The sequence below is a fragment of the Corallococcus sp. CA047B genome, assembly GCF_003612065.1.
GTDB lineage: Bacteria > Myxococcota > Myxococcia > Myxococcales > Myxococcaceae > Corallococcus > Corallococcus praedator.
In genome coordinates, this window is sequence record NZ_RAWD01000010.1 from 34,808 (window position 1) to 59,177 (window position 24,370).

The following is a 24,370-nucleotide window of genomic DNA, read 5'->3' on the forward strand; positions in this document are numbered from 1 at the left end:
TGGAGGGATGCACGCTCGCCTTCTGTTATTGCTGGCCGTCTGTGTTCCATTGCTTGCCTCGGCCAGGGAGCCGAAGCCACGCACGTACGACATCATCATCGTCGGAGGCGGGAAGACCGAAGCAGAGGCGCAGGCCGCGTTGGACCGGCTGAAGACCCAGGTGCTCTGGGTTCGCGTGGCGCGCCCGAGCGGAGACTTCCTGGCCGTCAAGAAGTCCGACGACTACCCCGGGCTCAACAAGGGGCTGTACATCGCCGTGCTCGGACTCTGTGCCCGGGACGCTGAAGTGACCGTGGACATGAAGCGCTTCATGAAGGCGCTCAAGGTGCATGCGCCGGGGGCGTACTCCAAGAGCATCAAGGGCCAGTATGGCGACCCGTGCCCTCCGTCAGATGCCTTCACGCCGCCAGACGACGAGGAGAAGCCCTTCCTGGAGCGCATCGCGAAGGAGCCGAAGTCAGCGGAGGCGTTCTACGCCTACGCCCTGTTCCTCAAGAATCAGGGCGGTCTGGAACAGGCCGACGCGATGGTCGGCCATGCGCTGGACCTCGACCCCCAACACGCGGAGGCCAAGGCCCTGGCCCATCTGCTGATGGTGCTGCTGACCGACTGAGCTACGGGGTGCCCAGGCGCTTGCCCTGGACGAACTCCAGGCCCAGCAGGTTGCCCCGCTGGTGCATCGGATCCAGCGTGACCTTCTGGATGCGCCACCCCTCCTTGTCCGTCTTCACCACCTCGTGCGTGTAGCGCCCCACCAGCGTCCACTCCTGCGGCACGCCGTTGAGCTGGAAGAAGTGGGACACCTCCGCGTAGGCGTGCACCGTCGCCTGCGTGTTGCTCGTGAACTCGGTGCGCACGGTGTTGGCCGTGGCGTGCTGCGTGCGGGTGAAGCACTCCAGCGACACGTCGCCGAACTTCGCCAGCACCGCGCGCGGCTGCGTGACGGGCGGCACGCCCATGAAGCGCGAGTAGTCCGCCGTCACCTCCGGCGCGAAGACCCGCTCCCAGCGGGTCCAGTCGCCCGTGTCCTTGCCATGGTCGATGGCCTGCCCGTACTCGGCCACCAGCTCCTGGATGGCAATCCAATCCAGCGTGTACTCCAGGTTCTTCTCGCGCATCGGCGTCTGCCTTTCAGGGGGTGGAGCTCGCGCAGGTTTTCACTGCCGGAGCTCCAGGGCAACGTCGCCTGCACGCCCGGCGGGGATTCCGCCAGGCCCGCCTGGTATCAAAGTGTTTTACTGGTTTTTCTGCTCCTGCCATGCCATCCCGCGAAGTCACTCGAAGTGAAAAAGGGATCACCATGGGAATCATCCGGAAAGCTTCAATGACCGTGTTGGGGAGCCTGATGTTGCTGTCGGCCAATGTGGCCGTGGCCCAGGTTCCGCCCTACACCCCGGTGGCGCCGCTGAAGAAGGTCCACTCCCTCTACAATGCGACGGAGACGGACCAGTTCTTCACGCTCGACGGGAACCTGGCGCAGTACTACCTGGGCAGTGGCGGGTGGAGCAGCACGGGCGAGGTCCTCTATCTGGAGACCCGTCCCCAGGCCACCACGGTCGCGCTGTACCAGTTGTACAAGGGCGCGCCGCAGCGGGAGCACTTCTACACGACGAACTCGGCGGATGTGGCGACCCTGGTTGCTTCGTACGGCTATGTCAGCTCGGGCATCCTCGGGTACATCTACAACGAGCAGGTCCCGGGAACCGTTCCGCTCCACCGTCTCACCCGCTTCGACGGCGTCACGGGGGACCTGGTGCACCGCTACACCGTCAGCTCCAGCCTCGTGACCACGCTCACGTCCCAGGGCTACGTCAACGAGGGGATCACCGGGTACGTCTACCAGGGCCCGACTCCCACGGTGGCGGGAGGCCACGTCTTCGGGGTTCGGTGTGGGCCCACGGGCTGCGGCCCCGGTTCCGGCGCGAGCTATCGGAACTACGCCTTCGGCAGCTACCGCTCCGTCAGCAGCATTGGCGCCAAGCCCGCAGGGGCCCGGTTCCAGGTGATGCGCTTCAAGCTCTGGACGCCGGACATGTTCGCCAACACCGCCTCGCCCTCGTCCACGTCCGGGGATCACCTCGTCTTCGTTCCGCGCGGCACCCTCCAGGTCAATTACAGCAACCTGCTGACCAGCAGCATCCACGGCATCGGGCTCATCGTCACCGCGGGTGACTACGGGTGCCCCCTGTATGACGGCGCCTTCATCGAGGAGTTCTGGCCCGCTCCCGCTCCGCCCCACCTGCCGTCGTGGGGCGGCTACAACTTCACCGCGCTCGCGACGCCGAACACCTGTGGTGCCGGCCGGCTGTACAATCGCAACTGGTACGACGTCTACGTCTCGGTCAGCGACACGGGCCTCGCCATGTATTCCATCCGCCTCAACGGGGCGGTCGTCGCAACCAACTCCGTCACCTATGGCACCGCCACGCTGAAGGACACCAACGGCGACGGCATCCTGGATGATCCGGATGCGGCGGGATGGTTCGACGCCGCCGCCAGCGGCTGGTTCATGACCAATGCGCAGGGCGCGGGGCGTGACTACACCGCCTATGTGACGGACCTCACCGTCGTCTGGCAGTAGGCCTCGCAGCGCGGTCCCAGGTCACGTCCGGAGGGCCTTCACCCCTTGCGTGAAGGCCCTTCCGACTATGCTTGGAGGCATGTCCCTGACCCTCATCGGATGGATTCTTGTCGCGCTCCTCGCCGGGGGCGCCCTGGCGTTCTTGCAACGTCGCCTCCGTGAGGGCTCCTCCCGAGATGAGCAGGCGTTGGATCCGCCGCCCGTGGTCGCGCCGTCCCGACTGGCCCCGGAGGTGTTCCAGGCTCGCATCGAGGCGCTGATCGACGCCAACCAGACCATCAACGCCATCAAGCTGTACCGCGAGCAACACGGGGTCGGCCTGAAGGAGGCCAAGGACTCCGTGGAGGCGCTCATCGCGGAGCGGCATCCCTTCGGGCGCGCTCCGTCGGGAGCGGTGGAAGGGGATGCGGACATCGAGCAGGCCCTGCGCGACGACAAGCTCATTGAAGCCGTCAAGCTCTACAGGGACCGCTACGGCGTGGGCCTGAAGGAAGCGAAGGACGCATGCGACGCGATGCGAAGGCGCCTGCGCGGATGAGTGCCGGGGAGGAACTCCTCGTACGCCTGGAGGGCCTTCTGGCATTGCACGCGGCGTGGGTGGCTGCTGGTGCCAGGAATTGGATAGCCTTGTACGCGGTGGCGCCCTGGATGGGGGCGGGCGTCCGTGAGGGGACCATGCAAGAGCGGATGAAGTCGTCAGGCCGGACGTGGGCGATGATTTGCGTCGTGGGGGGCCTGCTGCTGGGAGGCTGTGATTCCTCCCCGGGGCCCATCGCTCAGTTGCCCGATGCAGGGGCCGGCGATGCGGGCGTGCCGGAGCCCTTGCCGTGTGAGCGCACGCAGGGCCTCTGCGCGGGAGCGAAGCGGGCGCTGGTGGACGGCGTGCCCGAAGCGGTCTGCACGGCCCGCTCCTATGGGACGGCCTACGAGGACAAGGAGACGCGCTGTGACGGGCTGGACAACGACTGCGACGGGGTGACGGACCCCTCGACGTGGACGGATGTGGCCTCGCTGCGATGGACCCCGTACACGTCGATGGTGGACAGCCTGGCCGTGGAGGGCGGCTTCCTGGTGGCTGCGTCCGACGTTCAGGGACGGATCCAGATCTTCCGGCTGGATACGGCCCTGGCCCGGGTCGCGACCACCAATGTGGAGGTGGAGACGGGCCTCATCCCGGCGACGGTGACCCAACTGGTGCGCACATCCAGAGGGCCCGCGCTCTTCTATGTCACGGCGGGCGCGACGGCAGCCTCCACACAGGGGCACCTCATGCAGCTCGATGAACAGGGTGTCCCCGTCGTCCGGCCTGAGGGCGGGAGGGAGGACGCCATCCTCTTCGAGCAGCCCGCGCGGTACGTACCGACCCGAGCGGGCGTGTCCGTGGACGGTTCCCGGGTGTTGACGGTCTGGACGTCGGACCATCCTGTCAGCGGTATGGCCCATGAACTCCTGGGCTCGGTCTCGGACCCTTCCGGGCAGGTGCGGGTCACGCCCCAGGTCCTGTTCCAGAGGGAATCGCAAGACAGCGCCCTGTTTGCCCCCGCCGTGCTGGCCCTGGACGGCGGGAACTTCCTGGTGATGGCGGTCGAGGACCACGGCTTCGAACAGAACGCGGTCATCCGCTTGCGACGCTACGACCGCGACCTGTCGCCTATGGGGGAGGGGCGCACCTTGTCCGTAGGGTATTCGCCCATGCCCGTGCTCCTTCGGGAGAACCCCGTGGCCGAGGGCATCCCGGGTGAGCCCATCCTGCTCCTGCGGGACGTGTCTGGAGGGAACCGGAAGTTGCTGCGCGTGCGCGCCCTCTTCGACAACGGTGCTCCGGAGACCCTGGTGGAGCGGATGACGACGGCCCCGGGTGAGGCCCCGTGGTTCAGTGCCACGATGACCTCGCGCGGACTCCAGGCGACCTGGCTCTCCGTGCAGTACGACTACAGCCTCCCGAACGGCTCCCTCTACAACGGGCAGGGGCGGCTCTGGGGGCGAAGCCCGGCGGGCGTCGTGACGGACTGGACCCCGGGACCGGGTCTGCTGCCCCTGCATCGACAGCAGGAGTGGGTGCTGATGCACGAGCTGCCGGATCAGTGGATGGGCGCCCTCCTGATGACCGCCACGGACGACCCGCCCACCCACACCCTCAAGTCGCTTCGTTACTGCGCGCCCTGAGTCCGTTCAGGTCCCGCCTCGGCGCGTGAGCCCACCGCGCCGGAGCCGGCCCTGGAGCTGTCGTGGCTGGGGGAACCCGAGCCGGTGGTGCTCGCGCGAAGCTGAGCCCTCCCGGCTTCGGGGGCTTCAGCGGTAGTGGACGGCGATCCACTTCCCGTCGAGCTGGTGGATGGCGATGTCCAGGTCGTAGATGCCGCGCAGGACCTCGGTGCGCATCAGCTGCTCCGCGTTGCCCTGGAAGGCGACCTTGCCCTCGCGCATCGCGATGATGTGGTCGGAGTAGCAGGAGGCGAAGTTGAGGTCGTGCAGCACCAGGATGACGCTCTTGCCCAGCGCGTCCGCCGCGCGCCGCAGCTCCTGCATCATGGACACCGCGTGCTTCATGTCCAGGCTGTTGAGCGGCTCATCCAGCAGCACATAGTGCGTGTCCTGGCACAGCACCATCGCCACGAAGGCGCGCTGGCGCTGGCCGCCGGACAGCTCGTCCAGGAAGCGGTGGGCGATGGGCTCCAGGCCCAGGTGGTGGATGGCCCCTTCCACGAAGGCGCGGTCCTCCACCGTCGGGCGCCCCCGCGAGTGCGGATAGCGGCCGAACGTCACCAGGTCCCGCACGGTCAGCCGCGCGGTGAGGTGGTTGTCCTGGCGCAGGATGGCCAGCCGCCGGGCCAGCGCGTCGCCGGGCGTCTTCGTCACGTCCAGGTCGTCCACCAGCACCACGCCCGAGGACAGCGGCAACAGCCGGCTGATCATCGACAGCAGGGTGGACTTGCCGGCGCCGTTGGGCCCGATGATGGACGTGACGCCGCGCTCGGGGATCCGCAGGGAGACGTCGTCCACCACCAGGGTGTCTCCGTAGCGGCGGGAGACGTTCCGGGCCTCGATCATCGCAGGGCACCTCGCATGAGCAGGGCAATGAACATCAGCCCGCCCAGGAACTCGATGATGACACGCAGGTTGGCGCCAAAGGAGAAGACCTGCTCCAGCAGCAACTGCCCGCCCAGCAGGCCAATCACCGCGAGGAACACGGCGGCGGGCAGGATGTGCACGTGCCGGTGCGAGCCCACCAGCCCATAGGCCAGGTTCGCCACCAGCAGGCCGAAGAACGTCACCGGCCCCACCAGCGCCGTGGACACCGACACCAGCACCGCCACCACCACCAGCAGGAGCGACACCGTGCGGCGGTGGTCCACGCCCAGGTTGATGGCCAGGTCCCGGCCCAGCCCCAGCACGTCGCAGGCGCGCAGCAGGCCCAGGCCCAGGAGGGAGGCCCCCACGGTCACCACCGCCGACACGGCGAGCAGGTCCGGATCCGGGTTGTTGAAGCTGGCGAAGAAGCGGTCCTGGAGGAAGGCGAACTCGCTGGGCGCGATGACGCGCTGGAGGAAGGTGGACAGGCTGCGGAACAGCACGCCCAGCACCACGCCTGTGAGCAACAGCAGGTGGATGCTCCGGCGCCCGCCCCAGAACAGCCACCGGTGCAGCACGCCGGAGAAGAGCACCATGACGGTGACCTCCACCGCGAACAGCAGGCGCACGTCCAGGGACGCCACCGCGGTGGAGCCCAGGAAGAAGAGCAGGCACGTCTGCAGCAGCACGTAGAGCGTGTCGAAGCCCATGATGGCCGGCGTCAGCACGCGGTTCTCCGTCACGGTCTGGAACAGCACCGTGGAGACCGCGATGGCGTAGGCCACCAGCACCACCGTCGCGACCTTGCGCCCGCGAAAGGGCAGCACGAAGTCCCACCGGCCCTGGGCGCCCAGGGTCATGAACACGACGACGCACAGCAGGGCCAGCCCCCCCAGCAGGAGCAGCCGCCGCTCGTGGCCCTCGGGCTTGAGCGCGCTAGCCCACACGGGCGTCCCGCCGCAGCAGCAGGTGGAGGAACAGCAGGCTGCCCACCACGCCCGCCACGGTGCCGACGGGAATCTCATACGGGTAGCGCACCACCCGCCCGACGATGTCACAGAGCAGCACGAAGCCCGCGCCCATCACCGCCACCCACGGGATGGAGCGCCGCGCGTTGTCGCCCAGCATCAGGCTGACCAGGTTCGGCACGATGAGTCCGATGAAAGGAATCATCCCCACGGTGGCCACCACCACGGCGGTGACCATCGCGACCAGGGCCAGCCCCAGCGCGACGATGCGCCGGTGGTTCAGGCCCAGGTTGGTGGTGAAGGCCTCACCCATGCCGGCGACCGTGAAGCGGTCCGCGACGACGTAGGCGATGCCCGTGAGGACGAAGGCGCTCCACAACAGCTCATAGCGCCCGCGCATGACGCTGGAGAAGTCCCCCGTCGTCCAGGCCGACAGCGACTGGAGCAGGTTGAAGCGGTAGGCGAAGAACGTCGTCGCCGCGTCGAAGATGGCCCCCAGCACCAGGCCCACCAGCGGCACCACGAGCGCCGAGCGCAGCGGGATGCGCCGCAGGATGAGCAGGAACAGCGCCGTGCCCGCCAGCGCGAAGCCCGCGGCCACCAGCGTCTTGAGCAGGACGGGCAGCTCGGGCGCCAGCACGGTGACGGCGAGGATGCCCAGGCTCGCGGACTCCGCGGTGCCCGCCGTGAAGGGCTCCACGAAGCGGTTGCGCGCGAGCATCTGCAGGATGAGGCCGGCCACGCCCAGCGCCATGCCCGAAAGCATCAGGGCCAGGGTGCGCGGCACGCGGCTGATGACCAGCACCTGCACGGCCCGGTCATCCCCTCCGGCCGCGAAGAGCGTGTCCCACGACACGTGGCTGACGCCAATCAGCAGGCTGAGCCCGGCGAGCACCAGCACGACGAGGCCCGCCACGAGCAGGCGCGGCACGGCGAGCGCCGGCTCCGGGACCACGGCGGAGCGGTGGGGGGCGCGTCTGTCGAAGGTGCCCGACTCAGGGAGCGGAGGGCTGTCGAGGCTGCGCATAGACATCCGAAATCTGCTCCATCAGGCGCCGCACCGACTGGATGCCTCCGCCAATGAGGTAGGTGTTGGCCGGCTCCAGGTAGACGACCTGTCCCTGCTTCCAGGCCGCCGTCTGGCGCACCAGCTCGTTGTCGAGCAGCCGCTGGGCGCCGCCCCCCTCGCCGATGGCCGCGTCGCGGTCGATGACGAACAGCCAGTCCGGGTTGGTCTCCAGGATGAACTCAGACCCGATGGCCTCCCCATGCAGGGACGCCTTGAGCGCTGGGGCCGCGGCCGGGATGCCGAAGCCCTCGTGCAGCACCCCGAAGCGGGAGCCCGGGCCATAGGCGGTCATCCGCCCGCCCGTGGTCAGCACGACGAGCCCCCGGCCCCGCGTCGCGGTGGTCTTCTTCAGGGCCTCGATGGACTGGCGCAGGTCCGCCAGGAGGGCCCGGGCCTTCTCCTCCCTGCCGAACACCGCCGCCAGCCGCTCCGTGTTGGCCGTCATGGTGTCCAGGTAGTGCGCGTCGTCCGTGGGTTGATCGATGGCGGGCGCGATGTCCTTCAGCTTCGAGTACCGCGCGCTGGAGCGCCCTCCGGTGATGATGAGGTCGGGCCGCGCGGCGCTCAGGGCCTCGTAGTCGGGCTCGAACAGCGTCCCGAACCGGGGGTACTTCTTCGCGTCCCCGTACTTCGCCAACTGCCCGGGGAAGTACTCGCCGGCCACCCCCTGGACGTCCACGCCCAGCGCGTCCAGCGTGTCCAGCGCGGCCAGGTCGAACACCACCACCTGCTTCGGATGCTCCGCCACCACGGTGCTGCCCTGCCCGTGGGTGAAGGTCCGGCCCGCGGAGGGCGCCGACGCCGCAGGCACGGCCGCTTCCGGGACTGGCGTGGAGGAACGCGAGGCGCGCAGACCGAAGACCGCGAGCCCGAGGACCGCGACGCCGCCAACGGCCGCGAGAAGGGGAGGGAAACGCCGGGGAGAGGTGCTCACGGGGTCGTTCAATCCAGGCTGGCTACTGATATCAAATGATTTTGATAATCAATATCGCGGTGGGTATAGCGGATCGCGGCCGGAGCGTCAAAGGTCGTCCGTCCCGCGACAGGCCTCCGGGCGGGCAGGGCTTCCAGGGGGCCGCCGGCTTGACGGGGCCGAACCCACGCGGGGAGCATTTGGAGACCGATGTTCTTCTATTTCGAATGCAAGACCTGCAAGCAGGTCAGTGAGCTCTTCACGGAGAGCGAACGGCCCGGCGCGGTCCCCAAGTGCGTACCGTGCTCCACGAAGCACGGGAGCAGCATCGTCGAGACGCGGTCGGTGAACTACTTCACCTGGCACTGCCGGCGGTGCGACCGCACCTCGGGGATGTGCACGGCGGACGACTACCCGACGCTCAAGGGCGCCCGGCCCGTGTGCATGAAGTGCCACAAGTCGGACGCGGTCTTCATCGTCAAGCCGCAGGTCTCAGGCAAGCCGGCGCGGATGGCGAAGCGCAAGGAGCTGGGGGTGCTGGGCAAGCGCGAATGGGACGACCTGGACCTCTACGACGACACGACGGCGCTGGAATTGGAAGCGCTGGAGGAGGGGTTCCGCGGCGGCTCGCACAAGAAGCCGAACCTGGCCCTCGAGTTGGAGAGCGCGGACAAGCTCCCCCGTGCGTTCGTCTTCGGACCCACGGACCCCAACGCGCACCTGGCGAGGAGCGAGGCCACGTACCAGGAGAAGAAGCGCTTCCGGGAGAGGTTCAAGACGAAGAACGGGGCGCTGTCGGACAAGCGGAACCCGCTGAAGACCGAGCTCCACGATGGGACGGTGGTGGCCCTCAAGCGGTACCGCGACGACTTGACCTCGGAGGAGACGGTGGGCACGACGGTCTACCCGAAGATGAACAAGTCGGCGCCCACGGTCGTCAACGCGGCGAAGCTCGCGGACCGGAGCCTCCCGTGGGACTACCGGGAGCTGGGCCCCAACTCCTTCCTGCGCAGGCTCTGCTCGCTGCTGTACGTGGTGGAGTTCAACGGAGGCGGGGATGGCAACAACCCGGTGGAGCTCCAGGCCCTGTGGGCCAACGGCTCGCTCTTCCTGTCGACGAACAACCTCACGTTCTCCACCAGCCTGCTGGCCGCGCTCAAGACGGAAGGCTCCGTCAAGGCCTTCCTGGCGAAGGTCGACCTGAAGGGCACCCTGACAGGGGGCTACAAGACGGCGATGCGCAACTTCGGCAAGGAGCACACGGAGAAGCTCCCCGTGTACCAGGCCGAGTTCGGCAGTGAGAAATACCCGGACTACTTCCGGTTCAAGTGGGAGTACGTGTTCCAGGAGATCCAGCGGTCGCTGAAGTTCGCGGCCACGGACATCGAGGAACTGGTCGTCGCGAAGAGCGCGACCCAGGACGGCTTCAAGCACTGGTCGGTGGAGTCCCCGGTGGTGAGCGGCAAGGTCTACGTGGTCCTGCCCAAGAAGAAGACGAAGGGCGAGGGCGACACCTACTTCACGAAGAAGAAGATCCACGCCGAGGAGCTCTTCCATCCCATCCTGATGGCGCTCGACGGTGCGGGCCTCCTGAGCGAGGTGCTCCCCGCGTTCGTGGGCGGCGTGAAGACCCCCTGCCGCACCTGCTCCATGGTGCTGGAGGATGCGGCGACCACATTGGGGACGAAGCTCATCCTCCCCACCAACGCCTTCGGGCACTACTGGAAGGCGTCCGGCATGCACGTCCCCAGCCCCGTGTTCCCGCCGAATGTGCAGACGATGGTGTTCGGGTCGAAGAAGTCCATCGATGACGGCTCCATCAACATCTACAACACGGAGATGCCTCCGTCCCCCAAGCGGGATGACTGACTCCGCCCTCTTGCCTTCTTCCTGATATTTCTAGAAATTCCAGAAATATTGGTTTGAAGGAGAGGGCTCATGAAGACCGTTCGTGTCGTCGGGTGGCTGTCCACGCTCTTCGCGGGGGTTGTCGGGTGTGGAGGCGGGACGGTCCCCGCGCCGGAGGAGGTTTCAAGCGCGGCGCTGGCGGCCGGTGACAACGCGCGGACGCTGGTGATGCCATGGCTGGCGGACCCGGAGGTCTACAAGGAGAACGACGACCTGTTCTTCCTCACCGGCACGGGCAACGGCGTGGTGCTGCCGCTCTACGAGTCGAACGACCTCACGGCGTTCCGCTTCAAGCGCGACTACAATCCGTCCGCGGCGGATCCGACCTACGACTACTGCTTCCTCTGGGCGCCGGACCTCAACAAGTCCAACGGTGCCTACCAGCTCCACTTCTCCGCGCACCGGGTGCCCAACGGCGCGGCGTGCCCACCGGCCGGCCAGGAGGTGACGACCTTCGTCGCCACGGCGCCCGACCTGAACCTGAACTTCGGCGCGCCCCAGCCGCTCAACGCCAACACGACGTGGCCTCGCACCTCCACCGCGACGGGCTGCCTGCCGCAGGGCTGCAACCGGAACATCCGCATCGACTCGGCGACGTACAACGACGTGGCGGACCGCTGGTTCTTCTATGTCTGGTTCGACCGGGGCAACAACATCTCCTCCTTCAACATGGCGGCCCCGGGCACCGTCTACAACCACGCGGGCCCGGCCGTGTTCGCGACGCCTGCCCATGAGGAGGGCATCAACGAGGCCCCGGAGGTCTTCAAGCGCAATGGCATCTACTACCTGCTCTTCAGCGGCGGTTGGTACAACAGCCAGTACGCCATGTATTACGTGATGGCGGACTCCATTCCCCAGCTCACGCGGGCGCGCGCGGTGCGGCGGTTGTCCCTGCCGCTGCGCAACTCCGCCGGCAAGCTGGTGCAGAGCCACGGCCACAACGTCATCGTCGAGCGCCGGGGGGAGTACTTCAATGTCTTCCATGTCGGCGCCTTCGACACCGCGGGCAACCTCACCTCGCGCAGCACGTACATGCAGCGCGTCGGCTTCAAGCCCGACGGCGCGATGACCTCCCTCAATCAGGTGAGCGTCCGCTGGAACAAGCTCAACGGCTACAGCTACTCGCTGGACGTCGTCCTGCGGGACGGGTCGGTGATTGGGCCGTGCAGCTCCGTGGCGCTCCTGGGCCAGTCCAACAAGACGGTCTTCGACGGCGTGTGCCGCAGCGCGGGGGACCGCGTGGTGACGAAGGGGGACATCGCCGCCTTCCGCATCTTCTACGCCATCAACGGCGCCTGGGGGGCCTTCGTGGAGAAGGCGTATGACGGCATCTCCGACGACGTCTCCCTGGAGCTGCCGGGGGGCTTCACGCCGTTCGTGGACCTGGAGTGGAACGAGCTGCAGACCCCGGCCCAGTACTCCATCGACGTGCAGCGGCGGGACACCGGCGCGTGGATTGGCCCCTGCATCGGCGTGGCGTCCGTCAACAAGAGCCTGGCCTGGACCTACCAGGGGCGTTGCGACACGCCGGGCATCAACGTGGCCCCTTCCAACATCCAGGCCTTCCGCATCTGCTCGGCGGTGAATGGGGACTGGGCACATGCCCGCTGCGGCGCGGCGGCCTACGACGGCCGGGGCCTGCACTCGCGCATCGTCATCCCCTGAGCCCCGGGGTAGGGTGCGCGTTCGATGTCGCTCCCTCTCGTCCACATCTACTGCGACGGCGCCTGTTCGCCGAACCCCGGCCTGGGCGGCTGGGGGGCCATCCTCATCGCCCCGGAGCGGAAGTCCTACCGCAAGGAGCTCCAGGGCTCGGAGGCGGACTCCACCAACAACCGGATGGAGCTGACCGCGGCGCTCGTGGCGTTGAAGGCCCTGAAGATGCCGTGCCGCGTGCAGGTGTTCACCGACTCCAAGTACGTGTGCAACGCCTTCGAGGCGAAGTGGCTGGACAAGTGGCAGGGCAACGGCTGGCGCACGTCGGACAAGAAGGCCGTGTCCAACGCGGACCTGTGGCGCGAATTGCTGGAGGCCGTGCGCACCCACGAGGTGTCCTGGCACTGGGTGCGGGGCCACTCGGATGACGTGGAGAACAACCGCGCGGATGCGCTGGCCGTCGCGGCCCGGTTGGAGCTGGCGGCCCGGCTCGGGCGGTAGCGGCCCCGGGCCGAAGCCATCCACATCCGACCCCAACCTCCCACCCTCCGGAGGGCAATTCTTTTCACGGCCTCGCGGTGCAGCGCTTGCACACTCCTGGTATGGTAGCCCTTTCGGTCGCAAGCCTTGCACTGACGGGGGAAGTCCATGCCCAACGCCAAATCACCCGCCTTCACCCTGCGGGTGGGAGCCCTCGAGGCTGACTCACTGGTCGTGGAGCGGTTGAAGGGCGAGGAGGGCCTGAGCCGCCTCTTCGACTTCAGCGTGGACTTCGCGCCGCTGGCGCCCGAGTCCCTGGACACCGCGCCCCTGGTGGGGGCGGAGGCCCTGTTGACGGTGACCCAGCCGGGCGGGACGCCGCGCCACGTGCACGGGATGGTGCGCACGGTGGAGTCCCTGGGGCTTCGCGACGGCCGCTGGCGCTACCGCGCGCGCATCGTGCCCGCGCTGTGGCGCCTCACGCAGGTGAAGCGCAGCCGCATCTTCCAGGGGAAGTCCGTGCCGGACATCCTCAAGGACGTCCTCACCTCCGCGAAGGTGGAGGTGCGCGTCAGCCTTCACGAAAGCCACGCGCCGCGCGAGTACTGCACCCAGTACCGCGAGACGGACTTCGACTTCCTCAGTCGCCTGATGGAGTGGGAGGGCATCTTCTACTTCTTCGAGCACTCCGAGGAGGGGCACGTCCTGGTGCTCGGGGATGCCCCCAGCGTCCATGAGGCGCCGCCCGGTGGCGCCGCGCTGCCCCTGCGTGACGAGGACGGCCGGGTGGAGACGGGCGAATACCTGACGGACCTGCGACGCGTGCGCAGGCTGCGTCCCGGCGCGGTGCACCTGAAGGACTTCGACTTCGAGAAGCCGTCGCTGGACGTGTCCGGCAAGTCGAAGTCCTCCGAAGGGATGGAGGCGCTGGAGGTGTACGACTACCCCGGCGGGTACGTGGCCGCGGGCACGGGCAAGGCGGCGGCGCGGGTGCGCGTCCAGGAGGCCACCCAGGCGGCGCTCACGCTCGAAGGGGAGGGCATCTGTCCCCGCCTCACCTCCGGGCACCTGTTGCAGGTGGAGGACGACGGCACGCACGAGGGCCGCTACGTCGTGGTGACGGTGCGCCACCACGGCGGCCAGCCGGAGACCCACGGAGGCCGCGAGGCCCTGGGCGGGCTGTACCGCAACCAGTTCCAGGTGATGCCCGCCAACGTGCCCTTCCGTCCCCGGCGGCTCACGCCCCGGCACCGCATCACCGGGCTCCAGACGGCGCAGGTGGTGGGCCCGGCCGGCGAGGAGATCCACACCGACGCGCACGGCCGCATCAAGGTCCAGTTCCACTGGGACCGGGACGGCCAGCGGGATGAGAAGGCGTCCTGCTGGGTGCGCACCAGCCAGGCGCTGGGCGGTCCCGCGTGGGGCGCGCTCGTCCTGCCGCGCATCGGGCAGGAGGTGGTGGTGCGCTTCCTGGAGGGGGACCCCGACCGGCCGCTGGTCGCGGGCTCCGTCTACAACGGCGCCAACGCGACGCCCTACGCGCTGCCGGACGAGAAGACGAAGAGCACCCACAAGAGCGCCTCCAGCAAGGGCAGCGACGGCTTCAACGAGCTGCGCTTCGAGGACGCCAAGGGCCAGGAGGAGGTCTTCCACCACGCGCAGAAGGACCAGGACCTGGTCACGGAGAACGACAAGGACCAGGAGGTCCGGGCCTTCGAGGACCTGCTGGTGAAGAAGGACCGGGCGCGCACCGTGGAGGGCAACCAGTTCCTCTTCGTCAAGAAGGACGACGTGGGCGTCGTCGAGGGCCATCAGACGCTCCAGGTGCACAAGGACCGGACCAGCACCACCCAGGGCAGCCACGACGAGACGGTGGAAGGCAACCAGGCGGTGACGGTGGGCGGCAAGGAGACGGTCTTCGTCGCGCAGGGCGCGATGATGGACGTGGGCGCCGCGCGGGCGCAGACCATCGGTGGGGCCTCGCTGGTCAACGTGGCGCTCGCGTACAACGAGGCCACGGGGGGGCTGCGCTCGCTCCAGATTGGCGGCGCCTCCACCGAGTATGTCATTGGCACGCGGCAGGAGTCCGTGGGCGGGGACAGCTCGCGCAAGGTGGGCGGGGACTTCGTCACGGAGGCGAAGAAGCAGCTGACCGTGACGGTTGGCAAGGACCTGGGCGAGCAGGCCGGGGCGGACTCCCAGGTGAAGGTGGAGGAGGCGACGGCGTGGCTCGCGAAGACGTTCGGGCTGAAGGCGGACCGCTTCTCGCTGATGGTGGGTGACCACCTCATCCTCGACATGGAGAAGTCCGGCGCGGTGAAGCTCTTCGCGAAGACGCTCACCGTCGACGGCTCCGAGGTGAAGTTCAAGGGCGCGAAGGTGAAGATGGAAGGCTCCGGCTCGCTCAAGGACAAGAAGGCGAAGCTCAAGGACATCGAGAAGCTCACGCAGGAGAAGCCCGCGCCCATGGACCTCCAGCTCAAGGGGCCGGACGGCAAGGCGCTCTCCAACGTGGCCTTCGAGGCGGAGCTGCCAGACGGCACCGTGCAGAAGGGCACGCTGGATGGCAGCGGCAAGGCGAAGTTGAAGGACATCCCGCCCGGCCCGCTTCGCATCTCCTTCCCCGACCTGGATGCGGGAATCTCCAAGAGCTGAAGCGCACCCGAGGACACCATGAAGAACTACACCGTCCAGGATGGCGACACGCCCCAGGGCCTCGCCTCGCTGTTTGGCTTCAGTGACTGGAAGAACATCTACGAGCACAAGTCCAATGAGTCCCTGAGAGGCAAGCGCGGGCCCAATGAAATCAAGCCCGGGGACAGCGTCACCATCCCGGATGCCTTCATCGAGCTGCCCGGCGGCTCCAGCGCCTCACTGCTCGCGTCGGAGAAGCTGCCGCTGCCGCCCGTCGTCATCGACGCGCACATGCACATCATGAGCGGCAACTGCACGCCGTTCCCGGTGGCGTACTACACGCAATTGGAGCCGCGCGTGGGCGGCATCCTGTCGCCGGCCAGCTCGCGCAAGTTCCTCAACGGCGTGGGCAGCCTGCTCATCGTCCGGTGGTTCCAACCCTTCCTGGGCTGGTCCCCGCGCAAGACGTTGAAGATCGGCGGGGACACCGTCGATCAGAACGACAGCGTGTTCTCCGTGTTCCGCAAGTCCGACGCGACGAAGCACCTGCGCGACTGCGAGCCGTCCTTCCTGGGCATGTCCATCGTGCTGACCATGGACATGGACCTGTGCCATCTGGATGGCTACAAGGGCCAGAGCGTCTACACGGAGGTGGAGCCTCCCGACGGCGGAGATTCCTACTACACCTTCAGCACACGCCTCACGGGGGACGTCGACGAGCGGCCCGACCTGGGCGCCGCCCACCCCGCTGAGTGGGGCATCTTCGAGCCCTGGAACGCGCAGGTCCTGGCCACGAAGACGGCGTGCGCCGAGCACCCGTTCCGGCTCATCCCCATGTATCACTACGAGCCGCGCCGCTTCTCGCAGTGGACGGGCAAGGAGAAGGCCTTCCCGGAGGCTTCACTCTCTCCTGACTGGAGCAAGCCCTTCGCGGAGCTGGCCACGAAGACGCAGGCGGGCATGTTCGCGGGCTTCAAGATGTACACGTCACAGGCCTACCAGCCCACGGATCCGAACGTGCCGGCCCTGGCGGAGTTCTTCGCGAAGTGCGCGGCGGAGGGCGTGCCCATCATGAACCACTGCACCCCGAGCGGTCACTTCACGCACGACCGCAAGCTCTACATCGAATTGGATCCCGCCGCGGCGGGTGCGCTCAGTCAGGCGGACAAGGACGCCTACGCGGACGCGCGCAAGAAGCGCGGCACGTACCTGGACGCGAAGGAGACCTTCTCCCAGAAGGAGAAGACCTTCGAGGACTACTGCGCCGAGCACAGCCTGCCGCTGGACCCTCATCTGTACAATCAGTACGGAACGCTCGCGCCAGACCTGTCGGCCATCTCCATGCTGCCGACCGATCCCGAATACTGGAAGGCCTACGGCGAATACAACGACGCGCGGGCCGCGATGGATGAGACCGGCGAGGCCTATGAGAAGGCCGCTCGCGTCGTCCGCATGCACGAGGACATGCCGGCGCGGCTCGCACGCGCCGGAGGCGACACGCAGAAGATGCTCCAGGATCCGCCCCTGCGCCTGAAGTACTTCAAGGAGAAGCACCTGCACCCGGAGGCGTGGCGGCCGCTGCTGGAGCGCCACGACAAGCTCAAGCTGTGTCTGGCCCACTTCGCCTCGGACCGGTGCCTGTGGTGGCACTACCTGAAGGACGAGAACGGCAAGTGCTTCGACGAGGACGACGTGCCCTACGAGAAGAACTGGGTGACGTCCATCATCGAGCTCTGCAAGAAGTACGACAACTTCCACACGGACCTGTCGTACCTGCCCCTGCTGGAGCCGCTGATGCCGTCTCCGGAGCGCTCGAAGAAGGAGGCGCAGGCCTTCAAGAAGCTGGAGCGCGAGGAGAAGCTTCCCTTGATGTGGGAGGGGCTGGCCAAGGTCTGCGAGCAGAAGCACATGCTGACGAAGATCATGTTCGGCACCGACTGGTACATGATCCTCGCGTCCAAGAAGAAGTACTCGAAGTGGTACGAGGAGACCCTCAAGGGCCTGGCGCTCGTCGAGGAGCGTCTCAACCTACCCCGGAAGATCAACCTCTTCTACCAGTTCGCGGTGGTGAATCCGATGCGCTTCTACGGGCTGCCCGTCATCGCGGACAACCTCAAGAAAGGCATTGAGGCCTTCGTGGAGACAAAGGCGCTGACGGAGAAGGAGAAGAAGAAGCACTTCGCCAAGACGCAGGAGCGGATGATGCGCAACCATCCCATCCTCAAGAACCTGGCGGCCGTGCTGGAGAAGGTGGAGAACGCTCCCGGGGATGACAAGGGGCTGCTCTACGAGGATCAGGTCCGCTTCGTGAACGTGGTGCCCACGTCGTGACACGTCATCCTGGAGCCTGAATGCCTCCCGTGCCCCTCACACTGAGCCAGAGCCTGCCCTTCCCGTCGGCCGCCCGGAGCTACCCGCTGCCGGTGACGTCGGAGCAACTGGCGTTGGTGATGCCTACGCCCCGGCCCGGCGCCGCGGCCGTCATCCTCTTCGACGAAACGCTGCGCATGCTGACGCTGGGCGCGGACTCCGCCCAGACGTCCCGGGTGGACAAGGGCTACCTGCCGCAGGTGTCTGGCGGAGACCTCCAGGCCATTTCGCCCGCCGTGATTCCCGACGCCTGCGCCTACCTGCAGACGCGGCTGCTGGTCGTCTACGACCTGACGCAGCAGCGCCACCAGATGCACATGGCCGCCAGGAAGATGGATGAAACCCCGGTGGGCGCGCGGTGGCTGTCGGTGGAGCCGCGCCGCATCGCCGTGCTGATACGGGATTTGAAGAACTACCTGAACACCGGAAGCGTGGACTTCCGGCTGCGCGTGCTGGACCTGAGCGGGCCCAAGGCGAAGACCGTGGGTGAGCGGGAGATGGGCCACGACGGCGGCTTCGTCTGGGACGCGGGCGCGGGCGTGCTCGTCCTGCGCAAGGACAACGAGGTGCAGGTGCACGGCCCCGCGCTGGACGGGCCCCTGGACCATCCGCTGGCGCGCGCCCTGGCCGTCCTCCTGGCGGGCTCCGGCGGCCTGCGCCTGGACGAGCTGCGGCTGCATCCCACCCAGCCGCTGGCGGTCTTCACCGTCGCGGGACTGCCTTCCTCGGACAAGGACAAGGACCGGGATGTGAGCGGCGTCTGGCGGGCCACCTGGGACGACCAGGAAGCGACGCTGACACCGCTCGTGAAGCTGTCGCCCCTGGAGCGGGTGGAGCTGGGCGAGTTCTCACCCGAGGGTGGCTGGCTCACCTATCTCCAGACGGAGCCGGGACCCTCGCGCCTCTACGCCCAGCAGGTGCTGGGGACGCCCGGGCCGCCCCATGCACTGGGCGCGGTGGAGGACGCGGAGAACCTGCTCTGGACGCGGGCCCCGCTGGCGCTCGCGGCGGTGATGCCTCGCAAGCAGCTCATCACGCGTTGGGACTTCGGCCGGGCTTCGGGGCCCTGACGCCAGGGCCCGCCGGCTTCAGCGGGACAGCGCGAGCAGGATGAACGTCGGCACGGCGGCGACGAGCACGCCCGCTCCGAGCGCGAGCACCTTCTGGATGAAGAACATGTCCTCCAGCGTCTCCACCAGCGCGCCCTCCAGCCGGTCGATGGCCAGCGTCTCCAGCTCCCGCACCGCGGAAGGGACATCCGGCGACGTCACCACCGCGCGCAGGGCGATGAGGCCCAGGACCCGGCGGGACTGCTCCATGAGGAAGCGCTCCAGCCGTTCGGTGCGGGAGGGCGGTGCGTCAGGCTCCTCCTCTTGTTCCTCCTTCAACCGCTCCGCCACGGACTGCTCGATGGCGCGGGTGAGCTCCTCGCGGCTGGTGGCGCCGGCACCTCGCAGGCGCCGGGCGGCCTGGAGCGTGGCGGGCTTGATGACCGCGTAGGCGTAGCCCATCAACCCGCGCTCCTGCACCTCGCGGGCGAGCCGGGCGCTGACGGCGTGGACCATCAGCACGTAGCCTCCGGAGAGGGCCAGGGCGAGCGGCGTGAGCACGAAGCTCAGGACCTCCAGCCACACAGGGGTGGGCGCCGCGCCGGACAGGCGGGGCACCAGCACGAAGACGCCGGCCATCACCAGGCCGAAGCTTCCGAAGAGGAAGAAGCCCTTCAGCGCGCCCCAGAAGCCGGAGCCCACCAGTGAAGGCACCACGCTCACGAGCACCCGCAGCCCGGCCCGGGCCATCCCCGCCATGCGTTCGCGCTGGCGGACCGGAGGGGCTTGCCCTCCCACTTCCACGAGGGCGGTGCTCATCGCGCCTGCTCCTGGGCCAGCTCGGCGGCGGCCCACCGGTCCACCTCTTCGGCGGAGGGCGGTGACAGCGCCGCCGCGGCGGACTTCGGGTCGCGGCGGCGGCGCCACCACACCAGCAGCGCGGCGGCGCCAAACAGCACGGCCCCGAAGGCCAGCCGGGGCAGCAGTCCAAAGCTGGGGCCGAAGCGCCCGCCCTCGTCCCTCCACGCCTTGAAGCTTCCCGCCGCGGCGAGGACCCCGAGCAGGGCGGCGACGCGGAGGACGTCGCCGCTGGAAGGCCCCGGCACGAGTCCCAGCAGTCCGAGCAGCACGGACACGGTCCACAGCAGCACGCGGCCCACGCGGAAATCCATCATCTTCACCAGCACGGCCGCCACCGGCTGTGTGCCCTCACCGCTCATGTGCTGCCCCCTTGAACCCAGTCTACGGGGGCGCGGCGCTCACTTCCATGAGTGGCAACTGAAGGCGAGGGGGGCGAGCGCGCCCTTCACCTTGTAGGAGAAGGAGTGGCCGTCCTTCTCCGCCGAGGCGTACTCCAGGTCGGTCTGGGCCTGGAGCCACTTCATCGTCGCGGGCAGGTCCTTGCAGGGGTCGTCGAACTTCTCGAAGAAGCGCTTCTCGAAGGCATCCAGCTTCGCGCGGGCCTCGACCACCCGCCGGGTCCGGGCGTCCACCTGCTCCTGGCTGAGGATCTCCCGCGTCTCCGACGCACTCATCCAGTGGCTGCCGTCGGCGAAGCGCACCTCGACGGCGAGCCGCGCGGTGCGTGCCTCCTTCGTGTCCAGCGTGAGCTTGAGCTCCTGCTCATGGGAGTCCGTCGGGAGCGACGCGTGGCGCCGGCTCACCTTGCCCGCGGCATCCAGCTCCACCAGGGTGGCCTCGGCGGGCCGGGGGATGAGCTTGTCGAGGGACACTCGCGCCAACAGGGGCTTCGTGTCGCCCACGAGGAACTCCCAGGGGTCCACCAGGTAGAGCACCTGCCGGCCGTAGGTGACTTCGCCCGGCAGGGGCTCCTCACAGTGCACCGTCAGCTTCACGGGGACATCCCGCTTCAGCACGGGCTTGCCCTGACAGGACATGCCGACGCTCAGGGTGCGCTCGAAGGGCGGCCGGGGGCTGGCGCAACCCTGGACGACGTCCCGGACGGGCCAGAGCGGAAGGTCCACCACGAAGCGCTTGTACGTCTGGTTCGCGGAGTCAGGCCGCAGCGTGAGGGCCTGGAAACCGGCCCCACCGCTCAGCTCCACCTTCTCCAGGGGGCTGTGGCAGTCGGCCTTCAGGATGAGCCGCGCATGGGTCTGGAGGGGCGTGAAGCCGCCTCCCATCACCCCTGCGAGCTGGCCCTTCACCACATACGCGCGCGTCTCCTGCTCGGCTTCCAGCGTGGGCTTGTTCTTCTCCGCTTCGGCGGCCTGCGCGAGCCGCGCGAAGTAGTAGTTCATCTGCAGCATGGTCAGCCGCTCCAGCTTCTCCTTGGGGAGGGGCACGACGGGAAACATGTTGTCGGGGACTGGCTCCCGACTCTGGAGGAAGACGGAACCCGGACCCTTCTTCTTCGGATCCTTCGACGCCACCGTCAGTTGGAGGAGTTCTCCCGGTGGGGGCGTCAACGCGTCCAGCAACTCGTCCTCGGTGAGCTGGGGCAAGGGCGCGCGGGAGGTGAAGCGGCGGATCGGCGTGATGATGCGCACCAGTGTCATCCCGGTCTGGAGCCCCGCCGTGTCGGCCAGGCCCTTCTTGACCACCTGGGTGACGGTGACCGTCTCTCCATCCGAGCGGGCGGAGTAGCCCGCGGACTTCACGGTGACGGTGAACGGCGTCGCGGCAAGCAGCCACGCACCCGTGAAAACAGACAGCAGCGACGCCAGGAACATCAGGACCCCCAGGAAGGGAAAGCGGCCAGCAGGAAGGCAGCCCCTGTCATCCTTGGTCGTTTCGCCGGGTTCTGGAAGAAAAGCGCGCGTGGCATTGGGAATCGGGCGGCGCATGACGAATTCCATGCGGTGCCTTCCGCCTCCCAATAGGGACACCTTCTCGAAGGAGCGATGCCCATGAGCCGTGATGCGCAGCGACCCGCCCCGCCCTTGAGCTATCCCCTGGGCAAGCATCATCCGGAGCGGCTGCACACCCCCACCGGAAAGACATTGGAGGCGCTGACCTTCCAGGCGGTGCTCGACGGCCGGGTGACGTCCGAGGATCTGCGCATCACCGCGGAGACCCTTCACCTGCAAGCGGGCATCGCGGAGTCCGTGGGGCGCACCCAACTGGCCAGCAACTTCCGCCGAGCGGGCGAGCTGACCGCCGTCTCCGACGAGCGCATCCTGCAAATCTACAACGCCCTGCGTCCCGGAGCCTCCACCCGCGATGAGCTGCTGGCCATCGCGAAGGAACTGGAGGAGCAGTACGGGGCGACGAGCAGCGCGGAGCTCGTCCGTGAGGCCGCCAGTGTCTACGAGCGACGCGGCATCCTGAGCGACTCGCACTGACGCCAGGACTGCACCCCCCACCCAGGTAGACACCCAAGACATCCCTCCAGGAGGAACACCGATGGCGAACGGGCCCAGCCACACCGAGGCAGCACCGGGGCGCACGAAGCGGACATCCCTTCGGACGCAGCTCCTGGAGGCGCGGCCCGTCAACCGCGACGGCTTCGTGGACGAGTGGCCCGAGGTCGGCCTGGTCGCGATGGAGAGCGACGGAGACCCCCGCTCCAGCATCCGGGTGCAGGGGGGCGTTGTCGTGGAGATGGACGGTCGGCTGCGCAGCGAGTTCGACTTCATCGATCAATTCATCGCCGACCACGCCATCGACGTCGCGACGTCGGAGCAGTGCATGGCGGTGCCCGCGGACGAGGTCGCCCGCCGCATCGTGGACGCGCGCGTGCCCCGCGCGGAGGTCGTCGCGCTGGCCCGGGGCCTCACGCCCGCCCGGCTCCTGGAGGTGATGAAGACGATGAACGTCGTCGAGATGATGATGGGCATGCAGAAGATGCGTGCCCGCCGCACGACGTCCAACCAGGCGCACGCCACCAGCGGCCGCGACAATCCCTTGCAGATCGCCGCCGACGCGGCGGAGGGCGCGCTGCGCGGCTTCTCCGAGCTGGAGACCACGCTGGGCATCGTCCGCTATGCGCCGCTGGCCGCGCTGGGGCTGCTCATTGGCGCCCAGACGGGCCGCCCGGGCGTGCTCACGCAGTGTGCACTGGAGGAGGCCACGGAGCTGGAATTGGGCATGAAGGGCCTGACGACCTACGCGGAGACCATCTCCGTGTACGGCACGGAGAAGGTGTTCGTGGACGGGGATGATACGCCCTGGTCCAAGGCCTTCCTCGCGTCCGCCTATGCCTCGCGCGGCATCAAGATGCGCTTCACCTCCGGCACGGGTTCGGAGGTGCAGATGGGCAACGCGGAAGGGCGCTCCATGCTGTACCTGGAGATCCGCTGCATCCTCATCGCGAAGGGCGCGGGCGTGCAGGGGCTCCAGAACGGCTCCATCAGCTGCATCGGCGTGCCCGGTGCGGTGCCCTCCGGCATCCGCGCCGTGCTCGCGGAGAACCTGGTGGCCAGCACGCTGGACCTGGAATGCGCGTCCGGCAACGACCAGAGCTTCTCGCACTCGGACCTGCGGCGCACGGCGCGCGGGCTCATGCAACTGCTGCCGGGCACCGACTTCGTCTGCTCCGGCTACTCCAGCGTGCCCAACGCGGACAACATGTTCGCCGGCTCCAACTTCGACGCCGCCGACTACGACGACTGGAACGTGCTCCAGCGCGACCTGAAGGTGGACGGGGGCCTGCGGCACGTGCCCGAGGAGGAGATCCTCGCCGTGCGCGAGAAGGCCGCCCGGGCCCTCCAGGCGGTGTTCGAGTCCTTCGGCTTCCCGCCCATCACCGACGCGGAGGTGGAGGCCGTCACCTACGCGCACGGCAGCGAGGACCTGCCGCTGCGCAAGGTGGTGGAGGACCTGAAGGCGGCGCAGTCCATGACCGAGCGGGGCATCACCGGCCTGGATGTCGTCAAGGCGCTGGAGGCGCAGGGCTTCCGGGACGTGGCGGAGAGCGTCTTCAACCTGCTGCGCCAGCGCGTCACCGGCGACCTGCTGCACACCTCCGCCATCATGGACGCGCACGGCGAACCCCTGAGCGCGGTGAACGACCCCAATGACTACGCAGGACCGGGGACGGGCTTCCGCCCGACGGGCGCGCGTTGGGAGGAGTTGAAGCGGCTGCGCTACACGACCAACGCCAACAACCCGGAGACGACGGGGGGAGGGCAGGGCCCGGCGGTGGGCACCGGTGGCCGCATCCTCACGCTGGACGAGCGCGGTCCGGCGAAGCCGGGGACCCGGAGCGACGAGGTGGTGGTGGCGGTGTCGCCGGCCTTCGCGCGCTTCTTCACCCGGACCCTCGTGGACGTGCCGCTGGCGGAGGTGCTCCGGAGCGTCCTCGCGGGCATCGAGGAGGAGGGCGTGTCGGCGCGCGTGGTGCGGGTGCTGTCGAGCGCGGACCTGGCCTTCATCGCGCACTCGGGGGCGCGCCTGAGCGGTTCGGGCATCTCCGTGGGGCTGCTCGCCCGGGGCACGACGATGATCCACCAGCGCGACCTGCCGCGTCTGTCCAGCCTGGAGCTGTTCCCCCAGGCGCCGCTGCTCGACCTGGAGACCTTCCGCAAGATTGGCCGCAACGCCGCGCGCTACGCGAAGGGAGACGCGCCGGAGCCCGTTCCGGTGCGCAACGACTTCATGGCCCGGCCGCGCTACCAGGCCAAGGCCGCCGTGCTCCAGCTCAAGGAGACGGAGTTCATTGAGGCCCGCCGCGCCCCCCTGGAACTCGCGGTCTCCTTCGGCTGACGC

At 68.2% G+C, this 24,370-nt stretch carries 20 protein-coding genes; 12 read left to right on the forward strand and 8 right to left on the reverse strand.

Features of this window, described 5'->3' with window-relative positions:
* Positions 1-7: 7 nt before the first annotated feature.
* The gene (locus D7X74_RS03470; protein WP_147444204.1) at positions 8-613 is read left to right on the forward strand and encodes a hypothetical protein; all 606 of its coding nucleotides are present in this window, start codon (positions 8-10) and stop codon (positions 611-613) included.
* Position 614: 1 nt separating this feature from the next.
* Here D7X74_RS03470 and D7X74_RS03475 read toward each other — a convergent pair whose 3' ends face one another.
* The gene (locus tag D7X74_RS03475) at positions 615-1,118 is read right to left on the reverse strand and encodes a nuclear transport factor 2 family protein (protein ID WP_120531474.1); all 504 of its coding nucleotides are present in this window, start codon (positions 1,116-1,118) and stop codon (positions 615-617) included.
* Between the two features lie 206 nt (positions 1,119-1,324).
* Between D7X74_RS03475 and D7X74_RS03480 the strand changes: the two genes are divergently transcribed.
* From D7X74_RS03480 to D7X74_RS03490, 3 genes are all read left to right on the forward strand, one after another.
* Positions 1,325-2,581, forward strand: coding sequence for a hypothetical protein (locus D7X74_RS03480; RefSeq protein ID WP_120531475.1), 1,257 nt, complete (start codon positions 1,325-1,327; stop codon positions 2,579-2,581).
* A gap of 79 nt (positions 2,582-2,660) precedes the next feature.
* Positions 2,661-3,119 (forward strand): hypothetical protein, encoded by a 459-nt coding sequence (locus tag D7X74_RS42895; protein WP_158622169.1) that lies wholly within the window; start codon positions 2,661-2,663, stop codon positions 3,117-3,119.
* A 176-nt stretch (positions 3,120-3,295) separates the two neighbouring features.
* On the forward strand, positions 3,296-4,747 hold the full coding sequence (locus tag D7X74_RS03490) for a putative metal-binding motif-containing protein (RefSeq protein ID WP_147446457.1): 1,452 nt from the start codon (positions 3,296-3,298) through the stop codon (positions 4,745-4,747).
* 126 nt (positions 4,748-4,873) lie between these two features.
* Here the strand turns inward: D7X74_RS03490 and D7X74_RS03495 are convergent, their stop codons facing one another.
* Genes D7X74_RS03495 through D7X74_RS03510 form a run of 4 tightly spaced genes read right to left on the reverse strand, consistent with a single transcriptional unit; the run spans position 4,874 to position 8,501 of the window.
* Complete coding sequence (locus D7X74_RS03495) at positions 4,874-5,632, reverse strand: ABC transporter ATP-binding protein (protein WP_120531477.1); 759 nt, start codon at positions 5,630-5,632, stop codon at positions 4,874-4,876.
* The gene (locus tag D7X74_RS03500) at positions 5,629-6,600 is read right to left on the reverse strand and encodes an iron chelate uptake ABC transporter family permease subunit (protein WP_233595333.1); all 972 of its coding nucleotides are present in this window, start codon (positions 6,598-6,600) and stop codon (positions 5,629-5,631) included. The genes D7X74_RS03495 and D7X74_RS03500 overlap by 4 nt, the downstream gene beginning before the upstream one ends.
* Positions 6,590-7,654 (reverse strand): ABC transporter permease, encoded by a 1,065-nt coding sequence (locus tag D7X74_RS03505; protein ID WP_233595332.1) that lies wholly within the window; start codon positions 7,652-7,654, stop codon positions 6,590-6,592. The genes D7X74_RS03500 and D7X74_RS03505 overlap by 11 nt, the downstream gene beginning before the upstream one ends.
* A complete protein-coding gene (locus D7X74_RS03510; RefSeq protein ID WP_233595331.1) occupies positions 7,617-8,501 on the reverse strand; it encodes a siderophore ABC transporter substrate-binding protein in 885 nt (294 codons plus the stop codon). The genes D7X74_RS03505 and D7X74_RS03510 overlap by 38 nt, the downstream gene beginning before the upstream one ends.
* A gap of 312 nt (positions 8,502-8,813) precedes the next feature.
* Between D7X74_RS03510 and D7X74_RS03515 the strand changes: the two genes are divergently transcribed.
* The 6 genes from D7X74_RS03515 (at position 8,814) to D7X74_RS03540 (ending at position 18,721) form a co-directional block, all read left to right on the forward strand.
* Positions 8,814-10,472 carry a hypothetical protein gene (locus D7X74_RS03515; protein ID WP_120531480.1) on the forward strand — a complete coding sequence of 553 codons (1,659 nt, stop codon included), beginning with the start codon at positions 8,814-8,816 and terminating at the stop codon, positions 10,470-10,472.
* A 69-nt stretch (positions 10,473-10,541) separates the two neighbouring features.
* The gene (locus D7X74_RS03520; RefSeq protein ID WP_120531481.1) at positions 10,542-12,176 is read left to right on the forward strand and encodes a glycoside hydrolase family 43 protein; all 1,635 of its coding nucleotides are present in this window, start codon (positions 10,542-10,544) and stop codon (positions 12,174-12,176) included.
* Between the two features lie 24 nt (positions 12,177-12,200).
* Positions 12,201-12,668, forward strand: a complete 468-nt coding sequence (gene rnhA, locus D7X74_RS03525; protein ID WP_120531482.1) for a ribonuclease HI — start codon at positions 12,201-12,203, stop codon at positions 12,666-12,668.
* 147 nt (positions 12,669-12,815) lie between these two features.
* Positions 12,816-15,302 carry a type VI secretion system tip protein VgrG gene (tssI, locus tag D7X74_RS03530; RefSeq protein WP_120531483.1) on the forward strand — a complete coding sequence of 829 codons (2,487 nt, stop codon included), beginning with the start codon at positions 12,816-12,818 and terminating at the stop codon, positions 15,300-15,302.
* Between the two features lie 18 nt (positions 15,303-15,320).
* Positions 15,321-17,612 (forward strand): hypothetical protein, encoded by a 2,292-nt coding sequence (locus D7X74_RS03535; RefSeq protein ID WP_120531484.1) that lies wholly within the window; start codon positions 15,321-15,323, stop codon positions 17,610-17,612.
* A gap of 29 nt (positions 17,613-17,641) precedes the next feature.
* Positions 17,642-18,721: a hypothetical protein gene (locus D7X74_RS03540; RefSeq protein ID WP_147446459.1), complete on the forward strand. Its 1,080-nt coding sequence runs from the start codon at positions 17,642-17,644 to the stop codon at positions 18,719-18,721.
* 18 nt (positions 18,722-18,739) lie between these two features.
* Here the strand turns inward: D7X74_RS03540 and D7X74_RS03545 are convergent, their stop codons facing one another.
* Genes D7X74_RS03545 through D7X74_RS03555 form a run of 3 tightly spaced genes read right to left on the reverse strand, consistent with a single transcriptional unit; the run spans position 18,740 to position 21,393 of the window.
* Positions 18,740-19,519 (reverse strand): hypothetical protein, encoded by a 780-nt coding sequence (locus D7X74_RS03545; protein WP_120531486.1) that lies wholly within the window; start codon positions 19,517-19,519, stop codon positions 18,740-18,742.
* Complete coding sequence (locus D7X74_RS03550) at positions 19,516-19,920, reverse strand: hypothetical protein (protein WP_120531487.1); 405 nt, start codon at positions 19,918-19,920, stop codon at positions 19,516-19,518. Before D7X74_RS03550 ends, D7X74_RS03545 begins: the two co-directional genes overlap by 4 nt.
* A gap of 39 nt (positions 19,921-19,959) precedes the next feature.
* Positions 19,960-21,393, reverse strand: a complete 1,434-nt coding sequence (locus tag D7X74_RS03555; RefSeq protein ID WP_120531488.1) for a hypothetical protein — start codon at positions 21,391-21,393, stop codon at positions 19,960-19,962.
* A 177-nt stretch (positions 21,394-21,570) separates the two neighbouring features.
* Between D7X74_RS03555 and D7X74_RS03560 the strand changes: the two genes are divergently transcribed.
* Together D7X74_RS03560 and D7X74_RS03565 are read left to right on the forward strand one after the other, a co-directional pair.
* On the forward strand, positions 21,571-22,005 hold the full coding sequence (locus tag D7X74_RS03560) for a diol dehydratase small subunit (protein ID WP_120531502.1): 435 nt from the start codon (positions 21,571-21,573) through the stop codon (positions 22,003-22,005).
* Between the two features lie 61 nt (positions 22,006-22,066).
* Positions 22,067-24,367 carry a propanediol/glycerol family dehydratase large subunit gene (locus D7X74_RS03565; protein ID WP_304984906.1) on the forward strand — a complete coding sequence of 767 codons (2,301 nt, stop codon included), beginning with the start codon at positions 22,067-22,069 and terminating at the stop codon, positions 24,365-24,367.
* Positions 24,368-24,370 lie beyond the last annotated feature (3 nt).

What these genes read in the sequence shown, in the direction of transcription:
- D7X74_RS03470 (WP_147444204.1), top strand. Translation starts at nt 8, where the DNA reads ATGCACGCTCGCCTTCTGTTATTGCTGGCCGTCTGTGTTCCATTGCTT.
- D7X74_RS03475 (WP_120531474.1), bottom strand. Translation starts at nt 1,118, where the DNA reads ATGCGCGAGAAGAACCTGGAGTACACGCTGGATTGGATTGCCATCCAG.
- D7X74_RS03480 (WP_120531475.1), top strand. Translation starts at nt 1,325, where the DNA reads ATGACCGTGTTGGGGAGCCTGATGTTGCTGTCGGCCAATGTGGCCGTG.
- D7X74_RS42895 (WP_158622169.1), top strand. Translation starts at nt 2,661, where the DNA reads ATGTCCCTGACCCTCATCGGATGGATTCTTGTCGCGCTCCTCGCCGGG.
- D7X74_RS03490 (WP_147446457.1), top strand. Translation starts at nt 3,296, where the DNA reads ATGATTTGCGTCGTGGGGGGCCTGCTGCTGGGAGGCTGTGATTCCTCC.
- D7X74_RS03495 (WP_120531477.1), bottom strand. Translation starts at nt 5,632, where the DNA reads ATGATCGAGGCCCGGAACGTCTCCCGCCGCTACGGAGACACCCTGGTG.
- D7X74_RS03505 (WP_233595332.1), bottom strand. Translation starts at nt 7,654, where the DNA reads ATGTCTATGCGCAGCCTCGACAGCCCTCCGCTCCCTGAGTCGGGCACC.
- D7X74_RS03515 (WP_120531480.1), top strand. Translation starts at nt 8,814, where the DNA reads ATGTTCTTCTATTTCGAATGCAAGACCTGCAAGCAGGTCAGTGAGCTC.
- D7X74_RS03520 (WP_120531481.1), top strand. Translation starts at nt 10,542, where the DNA reads ATGAAGACCGTTCGTGTCGTCGGGTGGCTGTCCACGCTCTTCGCGGGG.
- rnhA (WP_120531482.1), top strand. Translation starts at nt 12,201, where the DNA reads ATGTCGCTCCCTCTCGTCCACATCTACTGCGACGGCGCCTGTTCGCCG.
- tssI (WP_120531483.1), top strand. Translation starts at nt 12,816, where the DNA reads ATGCCCAACGCCAAATCACCCGCCTTCACCCTGCGGGTGGGAGCCCTC.
- D7X74_RS03535 (WP_120531484.1), top strand. Translation starts at nt 15,321, where the DNA reads ATGAAGAACTACACCGTCCAGGATGGCGACACGCCCCAGGGCCTCGCC.
- D7X74_RS03545 (WP_120531486.1), bottom strand. Translation starts at nt 19,519, where the DNA reads ATGAGCACCGCCCTCGTGGAAGTGGGAGGGCAAGCCCCTCCGGTCCGC.
- D7X74_RS03550 (WP_120531487.1), bottom strand. Translation starts at nt 19,920, where the DNA reads ATGAGCGGTGAGGGCACACAGCCGGTGGCGGCCGTGCTGGTGAAGATG.
- D7X74_RS03555 (WP_120531488.1), bottom strand. Translation starts at nt 21,393, where the DNA reads ATGTTCCTGGCGTCGCTGCTGTCTGTTTTCACGGGTGCGTGGCTGCTT.
- D7X74_RS03560 (WP_120531502.1), top strand. Translation starts at nt 21,571, where the DNA reads ATGAGCCGTGATGCGCAGCGACCCGCCCCGCCCTTGAGCTATCCCCTG.
- D7X74_RS03565 (WP_304984906.1), top strand. Translation starts at nt 22,067, where the DNA reads ATGGCGAACGGGCCCAGCCACACCGAGGCAGCACCGGGGCGCACGAAG.